Source organism: Caulobacter sp., assembly GCF_017744445.1.
GTDB lineage: Bacteria > Pseudomonadota > Alphaproteobacteria > Caulobacterales > Caulobacteraceae > Caulobacter.
This window is the reverse complement of record NZ_JAGIBH010000009.1, coordinates 192,028-214,290: the sequence shown is the minus strand read 5'-3', so window position 1 is coordinate 214,290 and position 22,263 is coordinate 192,028. Positions and strand designations below refer to the sequence as shown.

At 68.7% G+C, this 22,263-nt stretch carries 24 protein-coding genes; 8 read left to right on the top strand and 16 right to left on the bottom strand.

Going from position 1 to position 22,263, the window contains the following annotated elements; translation table 11 throughout:
• Window positions 1-1,519, top strand: a 1,519-nt coding sequence (gene carB / locus J7528_RS14995) for a carbamoyl-phosphate synthase large subunit (protein ID WP_291875844.1), incomplete at its 5' end; no start/stop codon positions are given.
• A gap of 124 nt (window positions 1,520-1,643) precedes the next feature.
• Here carB and J7528_RS14990 read toward each other — a convergent pair.
• The 3 genes from J7528_RS14990 to J7528_RS14980 all read right to left on the bottom strand — a co-directional run bounded on the left by J7528_RS14990 (window position 1,644) and on the right by J7528_RS14980 (window position 3,998).
• Window positions 1,644-1,826: a hypothetical protein gene (locus J7528_RS14990; RefSeq protein ID WP_291875842.1), complete on the bottom strand. Its 183-nt coding sequence runs from the start codon at window positions 1,824-1,826 to the stop codon at window positions 1,644-1,646.
• A gap of 383 nt (window positions 1,827-2,209) precedes the next feature.
• The gene (locus tag J7528_RS14985) at window positions 2,210-3,370 is read right to left on the bottom strand and encodes an alkaline phosphatase (protein ID WP_291875841.1); all 1,161 of its coding nucleotides are present in this window, start codon (window positions 3,368-3,370) and stop codon (window positions 2,210-2,212) included.
• 91 nt (window positions 3,371-3,461) lie between these two features.
• A complete protein-coding gene (locus J7528_RS14980) occupies window positions 3,462-3,998 on the bottom strand; it encodes a hypothetical protein (RefSeq protein WP_291875839.1) in 537 nt (178 codons plus the stop codon).
• Window positions 3,999-4,186: 188 nt separating this feature from the next.
• On the opposite strand from J7528_RS14980, the gene J7528_RS14975 reads away from it, so the two are divergent.
• Window positions 4,187-6,118, top strand: a complete 1,932-nt coding sequence (locus J7528_RS14975) for a hypothetical protein (protein WP_291875837.1) — start codon at window positions 4,187-4,189, stop codon at window positions 6,116-6,118.
• Between the two features lie 39 nt (window positions 6,119-6,157).
• Here the strand turns inward: J7528_RS14975 and J7528_RS14970 are convergent, their stop codons facing one another.
• The 4 genes from J7528_RS14970 to J7528_RS14955 are packed head-to-tail and all read right to left on the bottom strand — an operon-like array spanning window position 6,158 to window position 8,772.
• Window positions 6,158-6,886: a class I SAM-dependent methyltransferase gene (locus J7528_RS14970; RefSeq protein WP_291875835.1), complete on the bottom strand. Its 729-nt coding sequence runs from the start codon at window positions 6,884-6,886 to the stop codon at window positions 6,158-6,160.
• Complete coding sequence (locus J7528_RS14965; RefSeq protein ID WP_291875834.1) at window positions 6,874-7,350, bottom strand: GtrA family protein; 477 nt, start codon at window positions 7,348-7,350, stop codon at window positions 6,874-6,876. The genes J7528_RS14970 and J7528_RS14965 overlap by 13 nt, the downstream gene beginning before the upstream one ends.
• Window positions 7,347-8,330: a glycosyltransferase family 2 protein gene (locus J7528_RS14960; protein ID WP_291875833.1), complete on the bottom strand. Its 984-nt coding sequence runs from the start codon at window positions 8,328-8,330 to the stop codon at window positions 7,347-7,349. The genes J7528_RS14965 and J7528_RS14960 overlap by 4 nt, the downstream gene beginning before the upstream one ends.
• Window positions 8,331-8,370: 40 nt before the next feature.
• Window positions 8,371-8,772, bottom strand: a complete 402-nt coding sequence (locus tag J7528_RS14955) for a DUF2177 family protein (RefSeq protein ID WP_291875831.1) — start codon at window positions 8,770-8,772, stop codon at window positions 8,371-8,373.
• A 113-nt stretch (window positions 8,773-8,885) separates the two neighbouring features.
• Between J7528_RS14955 and J7528_RS14950 the strand changes: the two genes are divergently transcribed.
• The 4 genes from J7528_RS14950 to J7528_RS14935 all read left to right on the top strand — a co-directional run bounded on the left by J7528_RS14950 (window position 8,886) and on the right by J7528_RS14935 (window position 12,318).
• A complete protein-coding gene (locus J7528_RS14950; protein WP_291875829.1) occupies window positions 8,886-10,250 on the top strand; it encodes an FAD-dependent oxidoreductase in 1,365 nt (454 codons plus the stop codon).
• A gap of 2 nt (window positions 10,251-10,252) precedes the next feature.
• Window positions 10,253-11,035, top strand: coding sequence for a DUF1365 family protein (locus J7528_RS14945; RefSeq protein ID WP_291875827.1), 783 nt, complete (start codon window positions 10,253-10,255; stop codon window positions 11,033-11,035).
• An 87-nt stretch (window positions 11,036-11,122) separates the two neighbouring features.
• Complete coding sequence (locus tag J7528_RS14940) at window positions 11,123-11,683, top strand: sigma-70 family RNA polymerase sigma factor (RefSeq protein ID WP_291875826.1); 561 nt, start codon at window positions 11,123-11,125, stop codon at window positions 11,681-11,683.
• On the top strand, window positions 11,680-12,318 hold the full coding sequence (locus tag J7528_RS14935; protein ID WP_291875823.1) for a ChrR family anti-sigma-E factor: 639 nt from the start codon (window positions 11,680-11,682) through the stop codon (window positions 12,316-12,318). Before J7528_RS14940 ends, J7528_RS14935 begins: the two co-directional genes overlap by 4 nt.
• A gap of 48 nt (window positions 12,319-12,366) precedes the next feature.
• Here the strand turns inward: J7528_RS14935 and J7528_RS14930 are convergent, their stop codons facing one another.
• The 3 genes from J7528_RS14930 to J7528_RS14920 form a co-directional block, all read right to left on the bottom strand.
• The gene (locus J7528_RS14930; RefSeq protein ID WP_291875820.1) at window positions 12,367-13,524 is read right to left on the bottom strand and encodes a hypothetical protein; all 1,158 of its coding nucleotides are present in this window, start codon (window positions 13,522-13,524) and stop codon (window positions 12,367-12,369) included.
• Between the two features lie 35 nt (window positions 13,525-13,559).
• A complete protein-coding gene (locus J7528_RS14925; RefSeq protein ID WP_291875818.1) occupies window positions 13,560-15,854 on the bottom strand; it encodes a ShlB/FhaC/HecB family hemolysin secretion/activation protein in 2,295 nt (764 codons plus the stop codon).
• Between the two features lie 324 nt (window positions 15,855-16,178).
• Window positions 16,179-16,637 (bottom strand): Lrp/AsnC family transcriptional regulator, encoded by a 459-nt coding sequence (locus J7528_RS14920; RefSeq protein ID WP_291875816.1) that lies wholly within the window; start codon window positions 16,635-16,637, stop codon window positions 16,179-16,181.
• Window positions 16,638-16,741: 104 nt separating this feature from the next.
• Here J7528_RS14920 and J7528_RS14915 point away from each other — a divergent pair, with 104 nt between their 5' ends.
• Window positions 16,742-17,533: a tryptophan 2,3-dioxygenase gene (locus J7528_RS14915; protein WP_291875814.1), complete on the top strand. Its 792-nt coding sequence runs from the start codon at window positions 16,742-16,744 to the stop codon at window positions 17,531-17,533.
• A complete protein-coding gene (locus J7528_RS14910) occupies window positions 17,509-18,669 on the top strand; it encodes an aminotransferase class V-fold PLP-dependent enzyme (protein ID WP_291875811.1) in 1,161 nt (386 codons plus the stop codon). Before J7528_RS14915 ends, J7528_RS14910 begins: the two co-directional genes overlap by 25 nt.
• A gap of 146 nt (window positions 18,670-18,815) precedes the next feature.
• Here J7528_RS14910 and J7528_RS14905 read toward each other — a convergent pair whose 3' ends face one another.
• From J7528_RS14905 to J7528_RS14880, 6 genes are all read right to left on the bottom strand, one after another.
• Window positions 18,816-19,385, bottom strand: a complete 570-nt coding sequence (locus J7528_RS14905) for a sigma-70 family RNA polymerase sigma factor (protein ID WP_291875885.1) — start codon at window positions 19,383-19,385, stop codon at window positions 18,816-18,818.
• 94 nt (window positions 19,386-19,479) lie between these two features.
• A complete protein-coding gene (locus J7528_RS14900) occupies window positions 19,480-20,613 on the bottom strand; it encodes a TonB family protein (protein ID WP_291875809.1) in 1,134 nt (377 codons plus the stop codon).
• Between the two features lie 65 nt (window positions 20,614-20,678).
• Complete coding sequence (locus J7528_RS14895) at window positions 20,679-21,014, bottom strand: response regulator (protein ID WP_291875807.1); 336 nt, start codon at window positions 21,012-21,014, stop codon at window positions 20,679-20,681.
• A complete protein-coding gene (locus tag J7528_RS14890) occupies window positions 21,011-21,379 on the bottom strand; it encodes a response regulator (protein WP_291875805.1) in 369 nt (122 codons plus the stop codon). The genes J7528_RS14895 and J7528_RS14890 overlap by 4 nt, the downstream gene beginning before the upstream one ends.
• A gap of 98 nt (window positions 21,380-21,477) precedes the next feature.
• Window positions 21,478-21,951, bottom strand: a complete 474-nt coding sequence (locus J7528_RS14885) for a GatB/YqeY domain-containing protein (protein ID WP_291875803.1) — start codon at window positions 21,949-21,951, stop codon at window positions 21,478-21,480.
• A 72-nt stretch (window positions 21,952-22,023) separates the two neighbouring features.
• Complete coding sequence (locus J7528_RS14880; RefSeq protein WP_291875801.1) at window positions 22,024-22,254, bottom strand: hypothetical protein; 231 nt, start codon at window positions 22,252-22,254, stop codon at window positions 22,024-22,026.
• Between the last annotated feature and the right edge of the window lie 9 nt (window positions 22,255-22,263).

The window sequence follows — 22,263 nt, the reverse complement described above, 5'->3', positions numbered from 1 at the left end:
CTTCGCGCTCGCTGAGGCGGGCTACGAGTCGATCATGGTCAACTGCAACCCCGAGACCGTCTCGACCGACTACGACACCTCCGACCGCCTGTACTTCGAGCCGCTGACGGCCGAGGACGTGCTGGAGCTGCTGCATGTCGAGATGGGCAAGGGCGAACTGGCCGGCGTCATCGTCCAGTTCGGCGGCCAGACCCCGCTGAAGCTGGCCCACGCGCTGGAAGAAGCCGGCGTGCCGATCCTGGGCACCAGCCCCGACGCCATCGACCTGGCCGAGGACCGCGAGCGCTTCCAGCAGCTGCTGAACGGCCTGAACATCGCCCAGCCGGAAAACGCCATCGCCCGCACCTGGGAAGAAGCCCGCGCCGAAGGCGAGAAGATCGGCTTCCCGTTCGTGATGCGTCCGTCCTACGTGCTGGGCGGCCGCGGCATGGAGATCATCCGTGATCATGAGCACCTGGAACGCTACATCGCCAACGCCGGCGAGATCTCGTTCGAGCACCCGATCCTGCTGGACCACTATCTGAGCCGCGCCACGGAAGTGGACGTCGACGCCCTGTGCGATGGCAAGGACGTGTTCGTGGCCGGCGTGCTGGAGCACATCGAGGAAGCCGGCGTCCACTCGGGCGACAGCGCCTGCTCGATGCCGCCCTTCTCGCTGAAGGCCGAGACGGTCGAGGAGCTGAAGCGCCAGACGGTGCAGATGGCTCTGGCTCTGAACGTCCGTGGCCTGATGAACGTGCAGTTCGCCATCGAGGAGCCGCACGGCGACAACCCGCGCATCTACGTGCTGGAAGTGAACCCGCGCGCCTCGCGCACCGTGCCGTTCGTGGCCAAGACCATCGGCCAGCCCGTCGCCGCCATCGCCGCCAAGGTCATGGCCGGCGAGCCCCTCGCGGGCTTTGGCCTGAAGGACGTTCCGTACGACCACATCGCGGTCAAGGAAGCCGTCTTCCCGTTCGCCCGCTTCGCCGGCGTCGACACGGTGCTGGGCCCGGAAATGCGCTCGACCGGCGAGGTCATGGGCCTGGACTGGAAGCGCGACGGCGAGGCCGACATGGCCCCCGCCTTCGCCCGCGCCTTCGCCAAGAGCCAGCTGGGCGGCGGCGTGAAGCTGCCGCGCAAGGGCACAGCCTTTGTCTCGGTCAAGGAAAGCGACAAGCCCTGGATCGTCGAGCCGGTGAAGCTCTTGCAAGCCGCCGGCTTCACGGTGCTGTCGACCGAAGGCACCCGCGCCTATCTGGCCGAGCAGGGCGTGCAGGTCGACTATGTGAAGAAGGTCCTGGAAGGCCGTCCGCACATCGTCGACGTGATGAAGAACGGCGGCGTCCAGCTGGTGTTCAACACCACCGAAGGCAAGCAGGCGCTGGAAGACAGCTTCGAGATCCGCCGCACGGCCCTGATGATGAAGGTGCCGTACTACACGACCTCGGCGGGCGCCCTGGCCGCCGCCCAAGCCATCGCCGGCGCGCCGGACGAGGCCCTGGATGTCCGCCCGCTGCAAAGCTACGCGGCGGAGTAGGCGCTCTTCCCCTCTCCCCTTGCGGGAGAGGGTGGCCGCCGCAGGCGGTCGGGTGAGGGGTTGAAAAACAGAACCGCCGCGACAGCCTCACAGCCGTCGCGGCGGCTTTCGTTTGGGCGAAGCCTCAGGCGCGTTTCGGGATGCTGCTTCGACGGGCTTCGATCAAAGCTCGCGCACGGTCGGCGACCTTGGCGGCGTGGGCGATCTCTTCGGCGTCGCCCGAGCGTGCATCCGCAAGATAGGCGGTGATCGCCTCTTCGCTATCGAGGTACTCGGCGGGGTCGAAAGGCCGTGTTTCCTGGCTCAAACCTCCTGCGCCATGGCCTTGGCGCGAGCGATGTCGCGCGGCTGCGAGGCCTTGTCGCCGCCGCAGAGTAGCACGATCAGGGTCTCGCCGCGCCGGACGAGGCGCTGGATGTCTGTTCGCGGTGCCGGAGTGAAGCGGGCAAAGGAAACCCTCTCTCATGGAGAGAGGGAGGGGCCCGCCGCGAAGCGGTGGGAGGGTGAGTGGGTACGCCGCTGGCCGGGAACCCACGAGCCTTTCAGCGCCGTCTCAGTATCACGGCTCTGTCCGGCAGACGGCTATGCTGTTCCGAGGTCTATTCTGAGAGGGTGAAACCACTCACCCTCCCATGCCTTTGGCGTGGGCCCCTCCCTCTCTCTAAGAGAGAGGGTTTCTATCTTGGACCCCTACTTCCCGTCCTTCTTCCAGCCCCACGCGTCCATCACCACCTCGAACAGGTGCGTGTTCGGGAAGTACCCCCGCACCCGCTCGGCCCCCGCGCCGGTGGCCAGCGCCACGACTTCCTCGCCGGTGTGCGTCCGGTTGACCATCACGTTCTTGAGGCGGACCAGGTCCTCCTCCTTGGCGCCGGGCGTCTGGGCGGCCTTCCACGCCTCATAGCCTTCCAACAGCGGCTCGCCGCGCGTCCCGCCGTCGACCTGCAGGCCGAACGAGTGGTCGGCGGTGAAGAGGAGCAGGGTGTCCTTCAGGTCGACGCGCTTTTCGATCTCGGCGATCAGCTTGTCGAAGTCGACGATGTGCTGCAGGCCTTCCTTCGGGTCGTCGGTGTGGGCGTCCCATTCGACCACCAGCAGGTAGCCCTTGGGCGCGTCCTTCAGCAGGTCCAAAGCCCGCAGCGCAGCGGCGCGGGTGTCGATCGCATCGTCCTCGGTCACCACGATGGGGCGGGCGTTGCTCGCCGGGGCGTCTTCCAGCTTGGCGTAGATCGGGCGGTTGTGGGCCTTGGCCAGCTGGTCGAAGCCGGTCCCGGCCGCCGTCAGCTGCTTGTCGATCGCCGAGCGGCCCGTGCCGAACAGCACGTCGACGCCGTCGCCGAAGCGGGGCTTGAAGGCCTGCTGGAAGATCTCGCCCCACTTCTTGCGGTCGTTGGCGTGGGCGTAGGTCGCCGCCGGCGTCGCGTCGGTGATCGGCTGGGAGGTGACGACGCCCGTACGAAGCCCGCGCTCCTCGGCATATTCCAAGAGGGTCTTGGTCGACGTCCCGTCGGCCTTGCCGCGCACGCCGTCGGGGGCCTGGCTGATCACGCCGTTGTGGGTCTTCACGCCGGTCATGATCGCCGACATGCCGTTGGCCGAGTCCGAGACGAACTGGTCGACCGGCGTGGTGTCGCTGAGGCCGAGGTTGGGCCACTGCTGGACGTGCAGCTTCAGCGGCTGGCCGTAGCCCAGGAGGCTGGCGGCGTTGACCGACGGCACGCCGCCGGCGTCGGCCAGGAAGACGATGACGTTCTTGGCCTTTTGGGAGGGGGCCTTCTGCGGCTCAGCCACGGCAGGAGCGGCGAGCGCCAGCGACAGCAGCGAGGCGGCGGCGAAAAGACCTCTGAACATCGGCGTCTCCCAAGCGAACAGGTATCGATGGAGACGGCTTCTAACCGCTGCGCGGCGCGGTGAGTGTGAAACAAGTGCGACAGTCGCCGGCCTACTCCCGCACCCCGTTGCGTACGTTGAAGCACCGCCGCCGACCCAGCTCGCTGCCGCAGAACCCTGGCTCGAACGTGCCGGCGTGCAGCATCACATACTGGTCGCGCCGGCACTGGAACCAGGCGTGCTGGAAGGGGATGTGCTCGACGTCCTGGTGGAACACCGGCCGCTGGTCGACGGTGTAGAACCGCACCATGCTGGACAGGCCGCCGAAGCTGCCGCGGCCGTTGACCAGCCCGCAGATCTGGCCCTTCCGGGTGGCCCACACCGCGCCCAGCTCCAGCGGGCTGCGCTGGTCCAGCCGGGTCTCCAGATTAGCGTGGACGATGCGCCACTCGGCCTGGGCCCGGGGGCGATAGCGGGCCGCCTGTTCGGCCGAGGGCGGGGGCAAGAGGGCGTTCTCACGCTCGAACTGCATGAAGTCGACGCCGGTGAAGCCCATGGCCCACAGCGTGCCGCCCACCGCTACCGTCGAGATCGCCAGCGCCACCCACGAGCGCCGCACCTTGCGCGTCCCGAAGTCCTTCACCGTCATGACGTCGTCTCCCCTGGTCCCTACGACCTGGATGAGATTACAGGCATAAATTAATTACAAGCGTAATTGTTCGGCGAGCGCCCTGTCCGACGCGACCGGATCGCCGCTCAACCGAGGATGGGCTTTCCCGCATCAGCTTTGCTGCTAGTAATCCCCCTCGCGGTGGGTGCGACGGAATCAGAAAAATCATGACCGGAACCAAGGCGAAATGGGTCTGGGGCGTCGTCGCGACGCTCTGGTGTCTGCTGGTTGGCGCGCTGCTGTCCTGGAACCGCATCCTGTCGCTGTCGGTCGACAGCTCCTACCACCTGCAGGTCATGGAGGTGGTGCGCCACGCGTTCATCATCGCCCCGCAGGGCCATGAGTTCATGGCCGAGATGGCCATCTATCCCAAGCTCTCGCACCGCCTGGCCGCCCTGGCCGCCAGCCTGGGCTGGCCCGAGATCAATGCGCTGCTGCTGGTCGGGGTGACCTCGGCGGCGATCGTCTGGCTGACGCTGTTCGACCAGGCGCGGCGGGTGTCGCTGGGCTTCATGGCCATGTGCGGCTTCTTCGCGGTCGTGAACGTCTTCGTCACCCGGGCGGCCTTCGGGGGCGAGCTGGTCGACAACTTCTTCTATCCGCAGATCGTCGGCGAGGCCGTCGCGGCCCTGGCCCTGGCGGGCGGCGGGGTGCTGCTGTTGCGCTGGCGACCGGTGTTCGTGGCCTACGCCGCCGCCGCCGTGCTGCTGGCCGGCTGCTTCCACCTGGTGCCGACCCTGAAGCTGGCCGGCGCGTTCATGGCCATGCTGGGCGTCGCCTGGCTGCGCGACCTGATCCACGCCCGCCGCTTCGACTGGGTCGGCCTGGTGGGCCTGTTCGTCATCCTGGGCGGCGTCGTGGGCAGCCCGTTCTTCTGGCGCATGCGCTGGATGGCCGCCAACAACGGCAGCCTGCACCTGGCCGCGCCGCTGACCCTGGAAGGCCTGGCCGCCGCCGCCGTCATCCTGCTGCTGCTGTCGGCCTGGATCCTGATCGTCGAGCTGATGCGCGCCCCCGGCGCCGTCGAGGCCGACGAGAAGCCGACCGCCTCGGCCGTGCTGCTGGCCTCGTTCGGCGCGGCCGCCGCCGCCGCCATGCTGGCCCAGTACGCCATGTGGGTGCTGAAGCACGACGGCTCGCCCTACGCGGTGATGAAGCACAGCTTCGGCGTCTTCAGCATGCTGGCCTTCGTCGTGCCGCTGTGGGGCCTGACGGTGCTGGGCCTGCGCGCCACCAGCATGAGCAACGAGCCGCCGGCCTGGGTCCGAGCGATCGGGCCGGCCCCGGCCTTCGCCGCCCAGCTGGTCGTCATGCTGTGCCTGTTCCTGCGTCCCAGCGTCTTCGACGTGCCCAAGGTCAACGCCATCCTGCGCGACGTGCGCGAGGTGCGCCTGACGCGCGGCCTGGAGGGTGAGAAGGTGATGTTCTCGACCACCGGCGTGCCGCCGATCACCACCTATATGGGCACGATCGCCATGCTGAAGTCGCCGCACGGCGGCAATGTGCTGAGCCTGATGCATGACGGCCGTCCGGACCGTCCGGGCGACGTGCCCTTCATCGTCACCCTGGCCGGCGACGCCTATGACAAGCCCGGCTGCCGCTCGGGCGCGCCGCTGGGCCTGGTGGTGGTCGTGGTCGGCGCCTGCGTCGAGCCGCCGTCGCTGATGTTCAAGGCCGGCGGCGCGGGCGTGCCCTATCTGCGCGAGGGCTGGGGCCAGCCTGAGCTGGGCGGCGTCTGGTCGAACGGCAAGCGCGCGATCGTCGACCTGCCGATCTCGCCGGCCCAGCGCACGCTGGCCAATGCGTCCGTGCAGGTGGCCGCCTTCGCCTTCCTGCCGACCAACGACTCGACCCGGACGGTCACCGTGTCGGTTCCGGGCGGCGCGCCCGAGACCTTCACCTTCAACCGCCAGGACGCCATCCGGCACGACTACCTGCTGGCCCTGCCGCCGGAAGCGCTGAAGGGGCAGTTCGTGCGGGTGACCTTCGACATCAAGGATCCCAAGACCCCGCTGGAGCTGGGCCTGGGCACGGACACGCGCCTGCTGGGCGTGGGCCTGGAGGCGATGCGGATCATCCCGACGCCCACCTTGCGTTAGAGGGCGCTTCGATAGAAGATCCGGAGGCCGGCTAGGAGACTAGCCGGCCTTGCGAGCGATCACCGCGATCGACAGGCCGAACGGCAGGCCGCCGCCGGCCGCCAGCGGCGCTTCCAGCGAGAACACCTTGGCCAGAGCCTTGTTCAGCCAGCCGGGCGGCATGGTGTCGTCGGCGCTGTTGTCGCCGACCAGCTTCTTGACCGTGCGCTGGGCCGCGGCCAGCGGAAACAGCAGGGTGTTGAAATAGGTGGCCGTCTCCACCGTCAGCCCGGCCTGGTCGAACAGCGCGCGGTACTGCGGCAGCAGGTAACGACGCTTGTGGTGGTGCAGCACATCGTGATGGCTCCACATCCACTGATAGGCCGGCACCGTGGTCAGCATCGCGCCGCCCGGCTTGATCAGGCCGGCCAGGGCCTTCACCGAAGCGGCGTCGTCATCGACATGCTCGACGACGTCGAAGGCGCAGACCAGGTCGAAGCTCTCGGGCGCGTAGGGCAGGCCGTCGGGCAGCAGGCCGGTGTCGATGGCCAGGTTCAGGCGCTCCGACGCATAGGCGCGCGACTCGTCGTCGGGCTCCAGCGCGGCCACCGCGCCGAACTCGCGCAGCAGGGGGACGTTGCCGCCGGCGCCGCAGCCGACCTCCAGGATCTTGGCCCCCGTCGGCGCGCCGATGCGGCCCAGCAGGCGGCGCAGGATCGTGCGGCGGCCCACGAACCACCAGTGGTCGGTCTCAAGCTCGCGGATACGGTCGTAGATCAGGCGGTCCATGCGGTGTCCTTGCCCGAATTCGCCTCTGATTTCGAGGGGGCGGATGTCGCGTGGTGGGCGAACACCCAGAAGTGGCTCAGCAGGAACAGCGTGCCGGTGTAGCTGACCACGGCCGCGCCCTGGGCGGCGACGTCGAAGATCCGGCCGACCGGCAGCAACAGGTGCGCCAGGCTCAGGACCCCCTGGTTGATCGCGAAGGCGACCGCCACGGCGATGGCGTAGCGCAGCGGCGCGCGCGGCTTATGCTGACGCGTCTTGAACACGAAGAACTTGGACAGGGCGAAGCTGACGCAGATACCGACCGCATAGCCGGCGGCGTTGGCCAGGTGCGGGTCCAGGCCCAGCCCCACGTCGAGGGCCAGGATGACCGACAGGCCGACCAGTGTGTTGGCTACGCCCGCCACGCCGTAGCGCAGGGCCGAGACCAGGAACTCGCGCCGCGCCGGCGTCAGCAGCGCTGTCACTGGTCGAACCCGTGACGGTCCATGACCACGTACAGCGGCCGGCCCTTCACCTCCTGATAGATGCGGGCCACGTATTCGCCCAGCGCGCCGATGGCCAGCATCTGCAGGCCAAAGCTCATCAGGATCACCACCATCAGCGACGGATAGCCGGGGACGTCGCGACCGAAGAACAGGGTGCGCAGCACGATCAGCCCGGCTACGCCTACGGCCAGCACGCCGGCGATCAGGCCGACATAACTCCACACCCGGATCGGCGCGGTGCTGAACGAGGTGATGCCGTCCAGGGCGAAGTTCCAGAGCTTCCAGTAGCGGAACGAACTGGTCCCGGCCGCGCGCTCGGGGCGGGCATAGGGGATGGCCTCCTGGCGGAAGCCGACCCAGGCGAACAGGCCCTTCATGAAGCGGTTGCGCTCGGGCAGCTGGCGCAGGACCTCGACCACCCGCCGGTCCATCAGCCGGTAGTCGCCGGCGTTGTAGGGCAGGTCGACATCCGACATCCGGTTGAAGGCGCGGTAGAAGCCCTGGGCCGTCAGGCGTTTCAGGAAGCTGTCGGCGCTGCGGTCGACGCGCACGCCATAGGCGACGTCGGCCCCGTTCTCCCAGGCGTCGATGAACTGGCCGATCAGTTCGGGCGGATCCTGCAGGTCGCAGTCGATCGGCACGACCATGTCGCCGCTGGCCGCGTCCAGGCCGGCCGACAGGGCGGTTTCCTTGCCGAAGTTGCGGGCCAGGTTGATGACCTTGATCTTCGGGTTGCGCTGGTGCTGGCGCAGCAGCACCGCCAGGGTGTGGTCACGGCTGCCGTCGTTGACGCAGACGATCTCGTAGTCGACGCCGATCTTGGCCAGCTCGTCCTCGATCCGCGCGAAGAACAGGTCGAGGACCTCCTGCTCGTTGAAGCAGGGCGCGACGATCGACAGGCGCTTGCCGGCGCGCGAGCGGCGGGCGGAGGCGGGAGCGGACGCGGAAGACTGAACCATGGCGCTGGTTTAGCCGCGTTGCGCGCAAAGGGGGAGGGGGCTACTTCGCCACCAGCCGCGCGACGGCGTAGCCGATCATGGCCGCCACGGCGGTGAGGGCGGCGCCCCAGGCGATGTCGACCAGGGTGAGCTTGGTCGACCAGGTCCGCAGCGTGGCCTGGTTGGTCAGGTCGTAGGTGGCGTAGGCCATCGCCCCCAGCACCAGGCCACCGACGCCAGCGCGGGTCAGGCTGGCCTCCTTCAGGGCCGGCGCGACGACCAGGAACACCAGGCCGGCGGCATAGGCCAGGTAGAAGACCACGGCCGCGCCCATCCGCGGCTTGGCGGCCAAGAGGTCGCCCAGGGCCGGGCGGTAGATCCGCTCGACCATCAGGCTCAGCCACACGAAGTCCAGCGCGACGAACGCGACCAGCGAGGCGGCATAGGCGGCCAGCATTCTCATGTCGGAACTCCATCCGGGGACGATGCTGGGAATACGCGTGGAAAAACCGACCGGATGCATCCATCCGCCCGCCGCGCCCGCCCGTAGCTGTCTTCGAACCAGGGAGACTTCTCATGCAGGCGCACGTCCCGTTCCAGCCCGATGCCCGGCCGCAGCGGATCGCCGTGATCGGGGCGGGCATATCGGGCCTGTCCTGCGCCTGGCTGCTGAGCCAGCGCCACGACGTCACCCTGTTCGAGGCCGGCGACCGCCTGGGCGGCCATGCCCACACCGTCGAGGTCGCCACGCCGCGCGGGCCGATCCCGGTCGACATGGGCTTCATCGTCTATAACGAGGTCAACTATCCCAACCTGACGGCGCTGTTCCGCCACCTGCATGTCCCGACCAAGCCGGCCGACATGTCGCTCGCCATCTCGCTGGACGACGGCCAGCTCGAGTACGGCAGTAAGAGCCTGGCCTCGCTGTTCGCCCAGCCTAGCGCCCTGCTGCGGCCGCGCTTCTGGTCGATGCTGCGCGACCTGCACCGCTTCTACCGCACCGCGCCGGGCCACCTGGCGACCCTGGATCCGGTGGTGTCGCTCAGCGAGTATCTGCGCGAGAACGATTACGGCGCGGCGCTGAGCCAGGATCACCTGCTGCCCATGGCGGCGGCGATCTGGTCGGCCAGCATCGAGGGCGCGGGCGAGCACCCGGCGGCGGCCTTTATCCGGTTCTTCGAGAACCACGACCTGCTGCGTTTCGTCGGCCGTCGCAGCTGGCGCACGGTGGACGGCGGCAGCCGGCGTTATGTCGAGGGCCTGGCCCGCGCCTTCAGCGGCCGCCTTCGGCTGTCGGCCCGCATCCAGGCCGTGCGCCGCACCGAAGATGGCGTGCGGGTCCTGGAGGCCGACGGTCGCGAGACCGGCTTCGATCAGGTGGTGTTCGCCACCCACGCTCCGACCACCCTGTCGCTGCTGGCCGACGCCGACGCCCGCGAGCAGGCCCTGCTGGGCGCCTTCCGCTACACGTCCAACCAGGTCGTCCTGCACCGCGACCGCCGCCTGATGCCGCGCCGGCGCCTGGCCTGGGCCAGCTGGAACCATCTGGGCCGCCGCGACGATCCCGCTAGCGGCTGCGTCAGCTACTGGATGAACCACTTGCAGAGCCTGCCCCAGACCCCGCCGCTGTTCGTCACCCTGAACCCGCACATCGCGCCGCGCGACGAGCTGGTGCACGAGGTCCGCGGCTTCGAGCACCCGCACTACGACGCCGCCGCCCTGACGGCCCAGCGCGACCTGTGGGCGCTGCAAGGCGTGCGCCGGGCCTGGTTTTGCGGGGCTTGGTTCGGCTCGGGCTTCCACGAAGACGGCCTGCAGTCGGGCCTGGCCGTGGCCGAGCAGCTGGGCGGCGTGCGCCGGCCCTGGACCATCGACGATGAGAGCGGCCGGATCTTCGTGGGCCCCGGACCGGGTCTCGTCGAGTTCGCCAGGGCGGCCTGATTATGGGCGGCCTGACCATGGAGGCCTCGGCCCTCTACCAAGGCGTCGTGACTCACGCGCGGTTCGGGCCGCGCCGCCACCGGCTGCGCTATCGCATTTTCATGCTGCTGCTGGACCTGGACGCGCTGTCGTCGGTGCTGGGGCGGCTGAAGCTGCTGGCGTCCGGGCGTTTCGGTCTGCTGTCGTTTCGCGCCGCCGACCATGGCGACCGTACGGGCGGCGACCTCAAGGCCTATGCGCGAGGCGTCTTGGCCGACGCCGGCATCGTCGCCGACGGCCCGGTGCGGCTGCTCTGCATGCCGCGCATCCTGGGCTATGGTTTCAACCCGCTTTCCCTCTATTTCTGCCACCGCGCCGACGGCGAGCTGGCGGCGATCCTCTACGAGGTGCGCAACACCTTCGGCCAGAGCCACAGCTACCTGGCCGCTGTTCCGGCCCAAGGCGCGGTGGTGCGCCAGACCGCGCCCAAGCGGTTCTACGTCTCGCCGTTCATGGACATGGACCTGGCCTACGACTTCGAGATCAGCCCGCCCGGCGAGGCGGTGTCGGTCACGGTCGGCGTCCGGCGGGGCGACGAGCCCGTGCTGACCGCCAGCTTCTGGGGCCAGCGCTCGGCCCTCACCGACACAAACCTGCTGAAGGCCTGGATCCGCCACCCGCTGCTCAGCTTCAAGGTCATCGCCGGCATCCATTGGGAGGCCGTCCGCATCCTGGCGCGCGGCATCGGCCTGCGCCGCCGCCCGCCGCCGCCCGCTCACCCCGTCACGCTGGGAAAGCCGGCGTGATCCGTTTCTAGTCCAATCCCAGCTCCGTCCCGTATCATGGCCATGCATGCGATTCAGGAACGTCCTTTTGTCCGGAAGCCTCGCGCGGTGACCACCTCGCGCGACTTCGACGGCTGCGTCGTGCGGATCGCCCAGGACCGCGACCGCGAGGCGTTCGTGCTGCTGTTCGACCACTACGCGCCGCGCGTGAAGGCGCTCCTGGTGCGCACCGGCTCCAACCCCGTGGCCGCCGAGGAGCTGGCCCAGGAGACCCTGCTGGCGGTCTGGCGCAAGGCGCACCTGTTCGACCCCGGCCGCGCCTCGGCGGCGGCCTGGATCTTCACCATCGCCCGCAACCTGCGCATCGACAGCATCCGGCGCAGCGACCGCGCCGTCTATGCCGAGGACCAGGCCCCGCCGGGCGACGACCCGCCCCAGCCGGACGCCATCCTGGCCGGCGTGCAGGACGGCCAGCGTGTCCGGGCCGCCATGGCGTCCCTCAACCCCGACCAGGCCCAGGCGATCGAGATGGCCTTCTTCCACGAGCAGACCCATACCCAGATTTCCGAGGCGCTCGGCGTGCCGCTGGGCACCATCAAGGCCCGCATCCGGTTCGGCATGATGAAGCTGCGCGCCTTCATCGAACGCGAAGCGGGAGAGCGGTCATGAGCCTGCGTCGCCTGCCCAGCGAAGAGCGCCTGCTGGCCTATGCCGCCGGCACGCTCAGCCCGCCCGAAGCCGTGGTCGTCGCCACCCACCTGGCCCTGCGCCCGCAGAGCCGCGCCTGGACGGCGCTGGGCGAGGCGGTCGGCGGGGCGATGCTGGACGACCTGTCGCCGCTGGCCCTGGAGGCGCGCGCCCGCGACGACGTCATGGCGCGACTGGAGACCGCCGCGCCCGTCCAGGCGCCAGAGGTCGTGAAGGGCAGTGACCCCACGCTCCCCGAGCCCCTCCGCCACTTCCCGCTGAGCCGCTGGCGCTGGGTCGGCCCCGGTGTCCAGGTGCGCGACGTGCTGGGCCCCCGCGACGGCGACAGCCGCGTCATCATGCTGCGCATCGCCCCCGGCCAGTGCACCCCGGTCCACACCCATGGCGGCGTCGAGCTGACCTGCGTGATCGAAGGCGCCTACGCCACCGCCGACGGCGTCTTCGAACCCGGCGACTTCGAGGAAGCCGACCCCAGCATCACCCACCAGCAGCGCGTGGTCTCGCCCAAGCCCTGCCTGTGCGTGGCGGCCCTGGACGGCCAGATCCAGCTGCCGGGACGCCTGGGCCGCTGGCTGGCGCCATTCGTCAAGCTGTAGGGGCAGGCTCGCCGGCGACCACGCCGGGAGCCTGTTGCCCGCGCGCCGTTACCAGGACAGGCCCAGGGCGCCGTAGACGCCGTACGCCTTGCCGTCCTTGGTGACCGTGAGGTGACCGTCGAGCTCGGCGCCCTCCTTGAGCAGGAACTTGGTCGACAGACTGACCGTCGTCCTCGGTCCATCCTTTTCGTAGGAAACCTCCAGCGCGCCGTTCTTCCAGGTGAACTGCGTGGCGATCATCAGCGCGACGACGGACTCATGGCCAGCGGTCTGGGTGTTCGAATAGGCGAAGGTGATGTCGAGCCCGTTGGGGCCCAGCGCCACATGGCCCTCGCCCTTGACCGTCACCCGCTTCGAGGTCGGGGTCTTGGTCACGCCGATATAGAGGTCCAGGGCGGCGTTCAGGCGGCTGTTGTCGTCCGGGGCGAAGACGGCCTTGATGGCGATGGTCGTGGTCTTGACGCCGCTGGCCGTGTGCTGCTGGTCCAGGGTGAAGACCAGGCTGAAGTCGCTGTCGTCCTTGCGGACCGACAGGGCGCCCTGGATGGTCACGCCCCAGGCCTGACCCTTCTTCACGCCGGTAATCAGCAGCTGGTTCTGCGGCGAGATCGCCGTGCTGGAGCCGGTCGGCATCGTGAACTTGTAGGCGGTGGCGTCGACCTTGAACTGGAAGAACAGTTCGATCTGGTCGGGCTTGCTGGTGTCCCGAACCCATTCGCCCCAGAAGGCCAGCAGGATGGCCGGCGAGGGCGCGGCCTTGTCGCGGAAGGTGTAGCCGAAATAGGCCTTGTTCGAGGTCGGCGTCCCCGTGAGCTTGGATTTCTGGCCGTTGATAGCGACCTCGAGATTGCCGTCCGCCAGCAGGGCGAAGCCGCAGACCAGGGTGAACTCGAACAGCGTGCCTCCGGAAGGCGGCCGCACATGCAGCTTGTTGTCGGAGTCGAGCCGCAGGTCCGGGCGCACGGCCGAGACCGTGAAGTTGAAGGCCGCGCCGGCGCCCTGGGCCACGCAGAGCTGGTTGTCGGCATTGAAGCTCCAGACGACCGCGATGGCCTTGGTCGTCCCATCGGCCTTGGTGAGCACGATCTGGTTGGTGCTCTTGCCGTCGGTCGCCCACGTGCCGAAGGCGCCCGCCGGCGTCGAGACGTCGCCGTTCAGGGTCAGGGTGTAGGTGACGCCACTGTCGGTGAGCGTGAAGCTGGTCATGCGAAGGCTTCCTTCTGAGGCCCCTACATCTTTCATTAGGGGATCACGGTGATCGAGAAGTAGATCGACTGGTCGGACATGCCCCGGGGCGCGCGGGTCGCCAGGTGGGCCCAATCCAGCCGGAACGCCACGGCGTCGCTCGGCTTGAGGCGCAGCCCCAGGCCCAGGCCGGCGTTGAAGGACGGCAGGTCCTGCCGGTTGTTGTCGGCGCCGCCGATGTCGATGAAGGCGGCCAGCTTGAGGCTGTTGCGCAGGATCCCATCGACGCCTCGGCCGAACCGCTCGGTGAAGCGCAGGGGGACCCAGATCTCGTTCTGGACCGACCAGACGAACGTGCCGGCGGCCGCGTCGGATCGCAGGCCGCGCAGGCTGTCGCCGCCGCCCAGGCGCGGCAGCTCGGTCACCGGCGTGCGGTCCGAGGCCCAGTCCAGGGCCAGGCGGCCGTCGTATTCGAAGAAGGTCTCGAAGCTGTCGTGCGCGACCCCGCGCAGCGCGCCTTGCCAGTAGGACGGGGTCGATCCTTCGCCCCACGCCCGGGTGATCGATGGCTCCAGGGTGATGTTGGGTCGGTTGAGAGCCTCGCGGCCGATCCAGACATAGTCCGCGCCCAGCGTCACGCGCGAGGTGCGCGTGGCCGGCGGCGGCGCGGCGCCCGCGCCGGTGTCGAGCGTGACATCCTCATAGCTGAAGGCGGCGTTCAGCCGCAGCGCCTGGTCGTTCCAGTCGCGGAACATTTCGAGCTGGGCGCCGACGCTGGCGCCGGTGCGCCGCTCGTCCGCCCGCGCCGTCCCGTTGGGGACGTCGGGCGTATAGTCGGAGGCCCCTTGGACGCTGAGGGAGAGACGCTTTCTAAACCCCGGAAAGCCGACGAAATCCTTCTCGTAGGCGCCGCTGATGATCGCCTTGCCGCGACTGCCGACCCGCAGGTCGATGGTGTCGTCGCCCAGGAGCTTGGCCTGGTGATATTCGATGAAGGCCGCCGTGGGCTTGTGCGGCTGGGCGTCGACGCCAACGCTGAGCTTGTGCCGAGGCTCGATCGTGATCGGGACGAGTTTGACTTCCTGGCCGTCCTTGGGCTTTTCGCCATCCTTGGCCTTGTCGTCGGTCCGTGGCTCGATCTGGACCCTGGTCCAGAGGCGAGCGCCGCCGAGCTCCATGGAATCGTCGACGAAACCCGCCTCAAAGCCTAGGGCCGTGATCGGCTTCAGGCGCGGCGCCATCTGATCGGCGTAGATCACCGCGCCGGGCGCGGTGGGGAGGTCAAAGGTGCGGTATCGCTTCGACGCCGGTCCCTCGGCCTGGTCGCCGCTGCTGATGATGAGCGTGGGATCGCGCTGGACCGCCCGGAACGCCTGGTCCGGCAGCATCAGATACAGGGCCTTCAGAATAGAGGCCTCCTCGGCCGCCGCGTCGACCGGCTTTTCCCCCGACTTGGGAAGTGGGAAGGCGAACTGCAGGGCCGCCACCGGCGAGGGGCCGTCGACCACGACCGTGCTCGTCGGGTCCAGGCTCGGCGGGACCTCGCCCGCGTGAAGGGGCTGCAGCGCGGCTTCGTCGCGCGCCGGGGTTCTTGATGTCGTGGACGGGAAGCCGGCGAGATGGAGGAGGTCGCCCAGCTGGCGATGAATACGCGCCAGATTCCAGACGCTCCCGCGCAGGGGCCTCAGAGACCGGGCCATGGCGCGTTGGCTGACGCGACCGTCAAAGGCCGCGGCATTTTTCCCTAGGCCGACGACGCAGTCGCCTTGGTCCTTGTCGCAGGCCTGGATCTGCTGGGAGGCGATCGGCCGACGAACGATGAAGTTCAGTCTGCCCGCGTCGAGGTCGGCGTCCGGTCCGCCCGGATCCTCCCAGAGGAGCGCGGTGGGCTCCAGCAGACGCTGAAAATTGTCGTTGTTTCCCAGCTTGCCGAGCAGCCTTCCGACGAGGACCATCTCGGACAGATAGAGCGACCCCTCACCGCCGTACTCGGGATCTCGCACCGCGATCCACTGACTGAACTTTTCGGAAGCCTCTCCCCAGGACGCGTCCTTGATGGTGCAGACCGCCTCGTCCCGGGGCGAGGCGGGCGCGCAGGATGCGCCATCCAGCGTGGCGGCCTTGTCCGTCGTGGCCAGAACGCGATTGAGATCCGCGATCAGTCGCTTCTCGACCTGGTCCTGGGTCTGGCGGTATTCGGCGCCGAACGTCTCGGAGGCCTCCAGCCTGGTCTCCTTCGACTCCGCGTCCGCCGCGAAACGGCCGTCGACGATCTTCAGCTGGACCCGCAGGCGCGTTTCGTCCGCCGCCATGGCGTGCGCCGGCGTCAGGGCCAGCCAAGCGGCGGTCACGAGCGCGATCGCGCCCGCGAGGCTTCTCCGTGGGGGCATGCGCCGCATGGCGTCCTCCGAACACGATCAGACCTGACTCGGGTTTCGGACAGGGGCCGACAGGGCCCGTCCGCTCGACGTACGCCACGCTGGGAGATCACACTGGTGAGGGATCGCGCCCACGCGCCGTCCTCTCCCGGCTGGCCGGGACGACGGCGGCGTCGCGCAAAACGGATAACTACCCCCGGCATTAACCTTGACAGCAACGCCGGGCGCTCGTCCAGCCTCAACCTTCGCGATAACCGGGAAAGCGTGCAGCGAATGACTGTGTTTTGGGTATTGCCCTCACAGCCCCGCCGTCAGCAGCCCGTCCTGCTTGATCGCCTTCATGCACACCGTGGTGGTGTAGCGCTGCACGCCGGGCAGCTGGCTCAGCTCCTTGCGCAGCAGGTGGTCCAGGTCGGCGACGTCGGCCGCCACGATCCGCAGCAGGTAGTCGCCGGCGCCGGCCGTCGAGTGGCACTCGATGATCGACGGATGGCGCAGGACGGCGGCTTCGAAGGCCTCGGCGCGGGCGAACTCGACCGTGGCCAGGGCATAGACGGTCAGGCCCTTGCCGACGGCCTTGGCGTCGATGCGGGCGCGGTAGCCGGTGATGACGCCCTGCTTCTCCAGGGCCTGGACGCGCGACCAGCACGGTGACTTCGACAGCCCCACGCGCTCGGCCAGGGCCGCGAACGAGATGCGGGCGTCGGCCTCCAGGATGCGGAGGATCGACAGGTCGACGCGGCTGAGGATGGACATTCGTTCTGTCTATGACAACTGGATCGGAACATTGTTCTATCCCGCTCGCCTGGCCGCGCGCAAACGAGGACAATGTGCCGTCGGCAACGGCCTAGGGTTCCGCCATGGCGCAAGACATGACCTACGCGCGGTACCTCGCGCTCGACACCCTGCTGGCGGCGCAGCAGTCGCAGAGCGACCGGCACGACGAACTGTTGTTCATCGTCATCCACCAGACCAAGGAACTGTGGCTCAAGGAGATCATCCACGAGGTCGGCCTGGCCAAGGGCCTGATCGCGGCGGGCGATGTGGAGCCGGCCTACAAGGCCCTGGCGCGGGTGTCGCGGATCCAGACGGTGATGACCCTCTCGTGGGACATCCTGGCGACCATGACGCCGGCGGACTACCTCAGCTTCCGGGGCTCGCTGGGGACCAGCTCGGGCTTCCAGTCGGCCCAGTTCCGCACCCTGGAATACATGCTGGGCCTGAAGGACCAGAGCTTCCTGAAGTTCCAGGAGGAGGGCTCCGACGGCCTGGCCTTGCTGCAAGCCGCCCTGGCCGCGCCCAGCCTGTACGACGTCGCCATCGCGCAGCTGCCGCGCCATGGCCTGACGGTTCCGGACAGCGCCCTGCATCGCGACTTCACGCAAGCCTACGTCCCCTCGGAAGAGGTCGAGGCCGCCTGGCTCGAGGTCTATCGCGACCCGCAGCGCTATTGGGAGCTGTACCAGCTGGCCGAGAAGCTGGTGGACCTGGACGATGCTTTGGTCACCTGGCGCCACAAGCACGTGCTGACGGTCGAGCGGATCATCGGCGGGCGGCCGGGCACGGGCGGGACGGACGGCATCGGATATCTAGCGAGCACACTGCGCCGGCGGGCCTTCCCGGAGCTGTGGACGCTGCGGGGCAAGCTGTGAGCGCCCGCAAGGACCTGTTCTCCAAGGCGCTGTCCGTCCCCGGACGGCTGCACATGGCCGCCCACAGCCACCACCTGTGGCCCGACGCCACCCTGGCCGCCCAGCTCGAGGCCTGGGAGGACGCCGTCGTCCTGGCCGACCACAAGTGGGGCAAGGCGCTGGGCGAGGTCTATCCGGCGGCTCAGGGCCTGGTCGCGCGGGAGCTGAACCTGCCGAGCAGCGACACCGTGGTCTTCGCGCCCAACACCCACACTTTGCTGGCCGTGCTGAAGTCGGCGGTGAGCCGCAAGCCCGTCCGTATCCTCTCGACCGACGGCGAGTTCCACTCGTTCCGCCGCCAGGCCCAGCGCTGGCTCGAGGCCGGCGAGATCGAGCTGACCCTGGTGGACAGCAAGGGCCCCGACTTCGCCGATCGCTTCATCGCGGCGGCGCGTGGCGGCGACTACGACCTGATCTTCGTCAGCCATGTGTTCTTCAAGACCGGCTTCGTCTTCGACCGCGTCTGGGAGCTGGCGGACCTGTCACGGCCCGAAGGCCCGTGGCTGGTGGTCGACGGCTATCACGGCTTCCGGGCCGTGCCGACCGACCTGTCGGCGGTGGCGGACCGAGTGTTCTACCTGGCCGGCGGCTACAAATACGCCATGGCCGGCGAGGGCGCGGCGTTCCTGCACGCGCCGCCCGGCTTTGGCCCGCGTCCGGTGCTGACGGGCTGGTATGCCGAGTTCGGCGATCTGGAGGGGCCGCCGGGCGGGGTGGGCTACACCACCGACGCCCAGCGCTTCATGGGCGCGACGTTTGACCCGTCGGGCCTCTACCGCTTCGTGGCGGCCGGGCGGATGCTGGAGGCGGAAGGCCTGACCACGGCGACGGTCGCCGCGCATGTCGGCGGGCTGATGCGGAGCCTTGTCGCGGCCGAGCCCTTGAAAGGCGCGGTGGTGCTGAACCCGCCGGGCGAGGGCCCGCAGGCGCGTTTTCTGGCGCTGCGGCATGAAAAAGCCAGCGCCTGGAAACAGGCGCTGGGCGAAAAGGGCGTGGTCGTGGATGTCCGCGATGATGTGTTGCGGATCGGCCTGTCGATCTATCATGACGAGGCGGATGTGGCGGCGTTTCGGGAGGCTTGCAGTCACCTCACCTAGCCACCCCTAACCCGTATTCCCGGCGAAAGCCGGGACCCAGATCTCATGGCGCTGGGGATGATTGGAAGAGCGCGGCGCCTTTAGAGACCGCCACAGCGCCCTTCCATCTGGGCCCCGGCTTTCGCCGGGGAAACGGATCCACCAGATTAAGCGGCCAGACGCTCCAGCGCCTTGAGCATGCTGCCCATGGCCTCATGCACGGGCAGGCCGTCGCGCTCGTAGTTGCCGCTTTCGAAGATCTGCTGCAGGTCGGCGCGGGCGCGGCTGACGCGGCTCTTGACCGTGCCGACGGCCACGCCGATCACCTCGGCCGCCTCTTCGTACGAGAAGCCGCCGGCGCCGATCAGGATCAGGGCTTCGCGCTGGCTCTCGGGCAGCATCATCATGGCCTGGCGCAGGTCGTCCAGGGCGATGGCGCTGTCGAAATTGGTGTTGGCCACCAGGGTCCGCTCGGCGGTCTCCTGGTCCAGGCCCACCGAGCGCCAGCTGCGGCGCTTGTCCGAGTAGAACTGGTTGCGCAGGATCATGAAGGTCCAGGCCTTCATGTTGGTGCCCATGGTGAAGCTGCCGCGGCTGGCCCAGGCCTTGGCGACGGCGTCCTGCGCCAGGTCGTCGGCGGCGGTGGCGTCGCCGCACAGCGAGCGGGCGAAGGCGCGCAGGTGCGGGATCAGCGCGATCAGGTCACGCTCGAAGGTCTTTTGGTCTTGATGGTCCATCATGGCCCCCTTCGGGAAGAAACACTCAAGCTCAAAACGAGGCAGGAGGGCTCAGGTTCCAGGGGGCGCCGTAGGAAATCCTCGTTTCGAGTCTTCAGTAGTCGTCCTCGGGGATCGCCGGGATGGCGAAGACGATCGGTACGACGCAGCCGCGATAGCCGGTCGGCGGCGCGGTGGGCCGCGCGCCGTTCAGCATGTTGCGGGCATAGTTGCCGAAGATTTCGCTGGGCTGGGCGGCCAGCACCTCGACCGCGCCGACCTGGCCCCACGGCGCCACGTCGAAGCGCAGCATGGCCCAGCCGGCCACCCGCCGCTTGCCGAAGGCGGGCGGATACATCTTGGTCTCGGGCAGGTTCAACTGGGCCTGGGTGATCTTGCAGGCGTCCTGCGGCCGCTCGAACGATTCCCCCGTCGGACGGGCCGGAGCGGGGGTCGCCTTGGGCGTGGCGGTGAAGATCACGAAGCAGCCCGTGCGCGCCGGACCCGGGAAATAGCGAGCCTCGGCCACGGCGCTGGCGGCGGTGTCGGCGAAGGCGGCCTCGCCGTGCTGGGCGGCGACCTTGACATTGCGCACCACGCCGTTGGCGTCGATGTCGTAGCGTAGGCCCGCCCAGGCTGGATCGACGGACTTGTCGTCGAAGGCGCGCAGGTCGGGATAGACGATCATCTGCGGCCGGCGGCGGCTGTCGCAGTCGCCGCCCAGGACCTTGCGGATCCCCGGCCAGGGCGAGCGCGGCGCGGTGGCCATGGTCTCGAACAGGCGGGCGGGGGAGGCCTGGTTCAGCGGCGTGGCCGTCGGCGCCAGGTCGATCGAGCAGTTGCTGGCCGCCGCGCCCGGCGCGAACCGCCAGCTGGCGATGATCGCGGTCTGGTCGTCGATGGCCCAGGGGATTGTGACATTGGCGGACGGCGTGCGCTTCAGGTCGGTGACGTGGCCCTCGGTGTCGACCGAGAAGGTATAGACCTCGCTGCTCGCCAGCGGCGGAGGGGCATAGGGCGTGAGGCCGGTCGCGGCCACGGGCGGGATGTAGGGTTGCCAATACCGAGGCGGCACGGCCGCGCCCTCGATCAGCCGGGCCGAGCCCTGGCCGCAGGCGATCTGGGCCGGCGGAGGGACGAAGGCGACGAGCTGGGCCGGCGCGGTGGACCCGCCCGGCGGCGGCGCGATGTCGGCCATGGCCGCAGCAGGCGTCAGGAAGGCTAAGGCCACAAGCAACAAGCCGCGCATGTACGCTCCGCGATCTAGGGTTGAGGCTATCTCCTCATATCGCGGCGTTCGGTCAAGTGAAGGTTCTAGGCAGCTCGCCTTATCGCCTCGCCCAGCCGGCCCAGGCTGTAGGGCTTGGGCAGGAACGGGTCATTGGCCGGCAGGCGGCGGCCCGAGGTCAGCAGGCAGCGCACGGCGGGGCGGCGGCGATGGATCTCGTCGGCCAGCTCCAGGCCGCTCATGCCGGGCATGTCGATATCGGTGAAGACGACGCCGACCTCCTGGTGGTCTTCCATGACCTCCAGCGCCTCGCTGGCGTCGGCGGCCTCATAGACGGTGAAGCCCTCGTCGCGCAGGGCCTCGGCGGCGCTCATCCGGACGAGAGGTTCGTCCTCGACGACCAGAACCACGGGGGCGTTCATTGGCGAGACTCCAGCGCTCTGCCCAGGGCCTGGAGCAGCTCCCACGGCGCGATCGGCTTGGCGACGAACTCCGAGCGGCTGACGCCGTCGCTGGGGAAGCGATGGGCGCAGCGGGCCGAGACATAGACCACCGGCAGGCCCGGATCGGTCATCCGCGCCCGGCGGGCCAGGTCGAAGCCGTCGGCCCCGGCGCCCAGATTGATGTCCGTGACCAGCGCGGCCGGCGGCTCGCGGTCCAGGCGGCTCAGCGCCTCGTCCGCGTCCGCGGCGACATGCACGCGATATCCCGCCGCCGCCAGCATCGCCTGGCTCATCGCCCGCAGGGCGGCGTTGTCTTCGACCAGGAGCACCGAGATCTGTTCCATGCCCATCCTCCTGAGCAATGGAATGTTCGAAGTGCTTCCTGGTTTCAGGTTTAGTAGAATTAATTTCTTGTAAATACTGGTTAATGTTTGGCTTTTCTTTACCCCCGGGCCAGGGCGCTGGCCATCTTGCCGTCGTACTGGCCGCCGAAGTTCGTCTTCAGGTGCGCCATGATCGCCCCGACATTGGCGTCGGGAGTCTTGGCCTTGAAGTCGTCGATGGCCGCGCGCAATTCGGTTTCCGTCATCTGCTTGGGGCCATACGAGGACAGGATCGCCAGTTCGGTCTCGGCCGCCTTGATCCGTTCGTCCGCCTTCGACACGTCGCCGCCGGCCGCGGCCAGGCGCGCGCGTTCGGCGGCAAGGTTTTCCAGCGTCTGCTTGATGTTCTTCGAGAACTTGGCGACGGTGGCGACGACCTTTTCGTCGGTGACTTCCGTCACGCCGCGCTTGAATTCTTCGGTCGTGATCTGCGTGGCTTCGCCGATCAAGGTGGTGAGCAGGTCGGCCTTCAGGCGGTCATTCGCCTTGCGCGCCGCCAGTTGGTCCGCCTTGAGCGCGTCAAGCAAAGCCATGTCGTCGTCCTTTCAGTATTTCGGTCGTGCTGTCGTGGATAATGGCCGCGACTCTTCAGGGGAAGGGCCTGGCTACTCGTCCAGCGGCGGTTCGTCGTTTTCCGGCGAGCCCTTCATCGGCTCGGCCGCCTCGATGGCGTGCTTGGATGGCGGGTCCATGACCGCGCCCAGGCCCAGCAGCATCGAGGCCAGCATCAGCCCGCCCTTGGCCCTGGAGCCGAAACGGTGCGCCAGCCACGCGACCAGCGGCGCCAGCACCACCAGGGCGGCGAACGCGATCAGATATTGCAGCCAGACAGCCATGCCCTCGTA

What these genes read in the sequence shown, in the direction of transcription:
- J7528_RS14985 (WP_291875841.1), bottom strand. Translation starts at nt 3,370, where the DNA reads ATGTTCAGAGGTCTTTTCGCCGCCGCCTCGCTGCTGTCGCTGGCGCTC.
- J7528_RS14980 (WP_291875839.1), bottom strand. Translation starts at nt 3,998, where the DNA reads ATGACGGTGAAGGACTTCGGGACGCGCAAGGTGCGGCGCTCGTGGGTG.
- J7528_RS14975 (WP_291875837.1), top strand. Translation starts at nt 4,187, where the DNA reads ATGACCGGAACCAAGGCGAAATGGGTCTGGGGCGTCGTCGCGACGCTC.
- J7528_RS14970 (WP_291875835.1), bottom strand. Translation starts at nt 6,886, where the DNA reads ATGGACCGCCTGATCTACGACCGTATCCGCGAGCTTGAGACCGACCAC.
- J7528_RS14960 (WP_291875833.1), bottom strand. Translation starts at nt 8,330, where the DNA reads ATGGTTCAGTCTTCCGCGTCCGCTCCCGCCTCCGCCCGCCGCTCGCGC.
- J7528_RS14955 (WP_291875831.1), bottom strand. Translation starts at nt 8,772, where the DNA reads ATGAGAATGCTGGCCGCCTATGCCGCCTCGCTGGTCGCGTTCGTCGCG.
- J7528_RS14950 (WP_291875829.1), top strand. Translation starts at nt 8,886, where the DNA reads ATGCAGGCGCACGTCCCGTTCCAGCCCGATGCCCGGCCGCAGCGGATC.
- J7528_RS14945 (WP_291875827.1), top strand. Translation starts at nt 10,253, where the DNA reads ATGGGCGGCCTGACCATGGAGGCCTCGGCCCTCTACCAAGGCGTCGTG.
- J7528_RS14935 (WP_291875823.1), top strand. Translation starts at nt 11,680, where the DNA reads ATGAGCCTGCGTCGCCTGCCCAGCGAAGAGCGCCTGCTGGCCTATGCC.
- J7528_RS14930 (WP_291875820.1), bottom strand. Translation starts at nt 13,524, where the DNA reads ATGACCAGCTTCACGCTCACCGACAGTGGCGTCACCTACACCCTGACC.
- J7528_RS14920 (WP_291875816.1), bottom strand. Translation starts at nt 16,637, where the DNA reads ATGTCCATCCTCAGCCGCGTCGACCTGTCGATCCTCCGCATCCTGGAG.
- J7528_RS14915 (WP_291875814.1), top strand. Translation starts at nt 16,742, where the DNA reads ATGGCGCAAGACATGACCTACGCGCGGTACCTCGCGCTCGACACCCTG.
- J7528_RS14905 (WP_291875885.1), bottom strand. Translation starts at nt 19,385, where the DNA reads ATGGACCATCAAGACCAAAAGACCTTCGAGCGTGACCTGATCGCGCTG.
- J7528_RS14900 (WP_291875809.1), bottom strand. Translation starts at nt 20,613, where the DNA reads ATGCGCGGCTTGTTGCTTGTGGCCTTAGCCTTCCTGACGCCTGCTGCG.
- J7528_RS14895 (WP_291875807.1), bottom strand. Translation starts at nt 21,014, where the DNA reads ATGAACGCCCCCGTGGTTCTGGTCGTCGAGGACGAACCTCTCGTCCGG.
- J7528_RS14890 (WP_291875805.1), bottom strand. Translation starts at nt 21,379, where the DNA reads ATGGAACAGATCTCGGTGCTCCTGGTCGAAGACAACGCCGCCCTGCGG.
- J7528_RS14885 (WP_291875803.1), bottom strand. Translation starts at nt 21,951, where the DNA reads ATGGCTTTGCTTGACGCGCTCAAGGCGGACCAACTGGCGGCGCGCAAG.
- J7528_RS14880 (WP_291875801.1), bottom strand. Translation starts at nt 22,254, where the DNA reads ATGGCTGTCTGGCTGCAATATCTGATCGCGTTCGCCGCCCTGGTGGTG.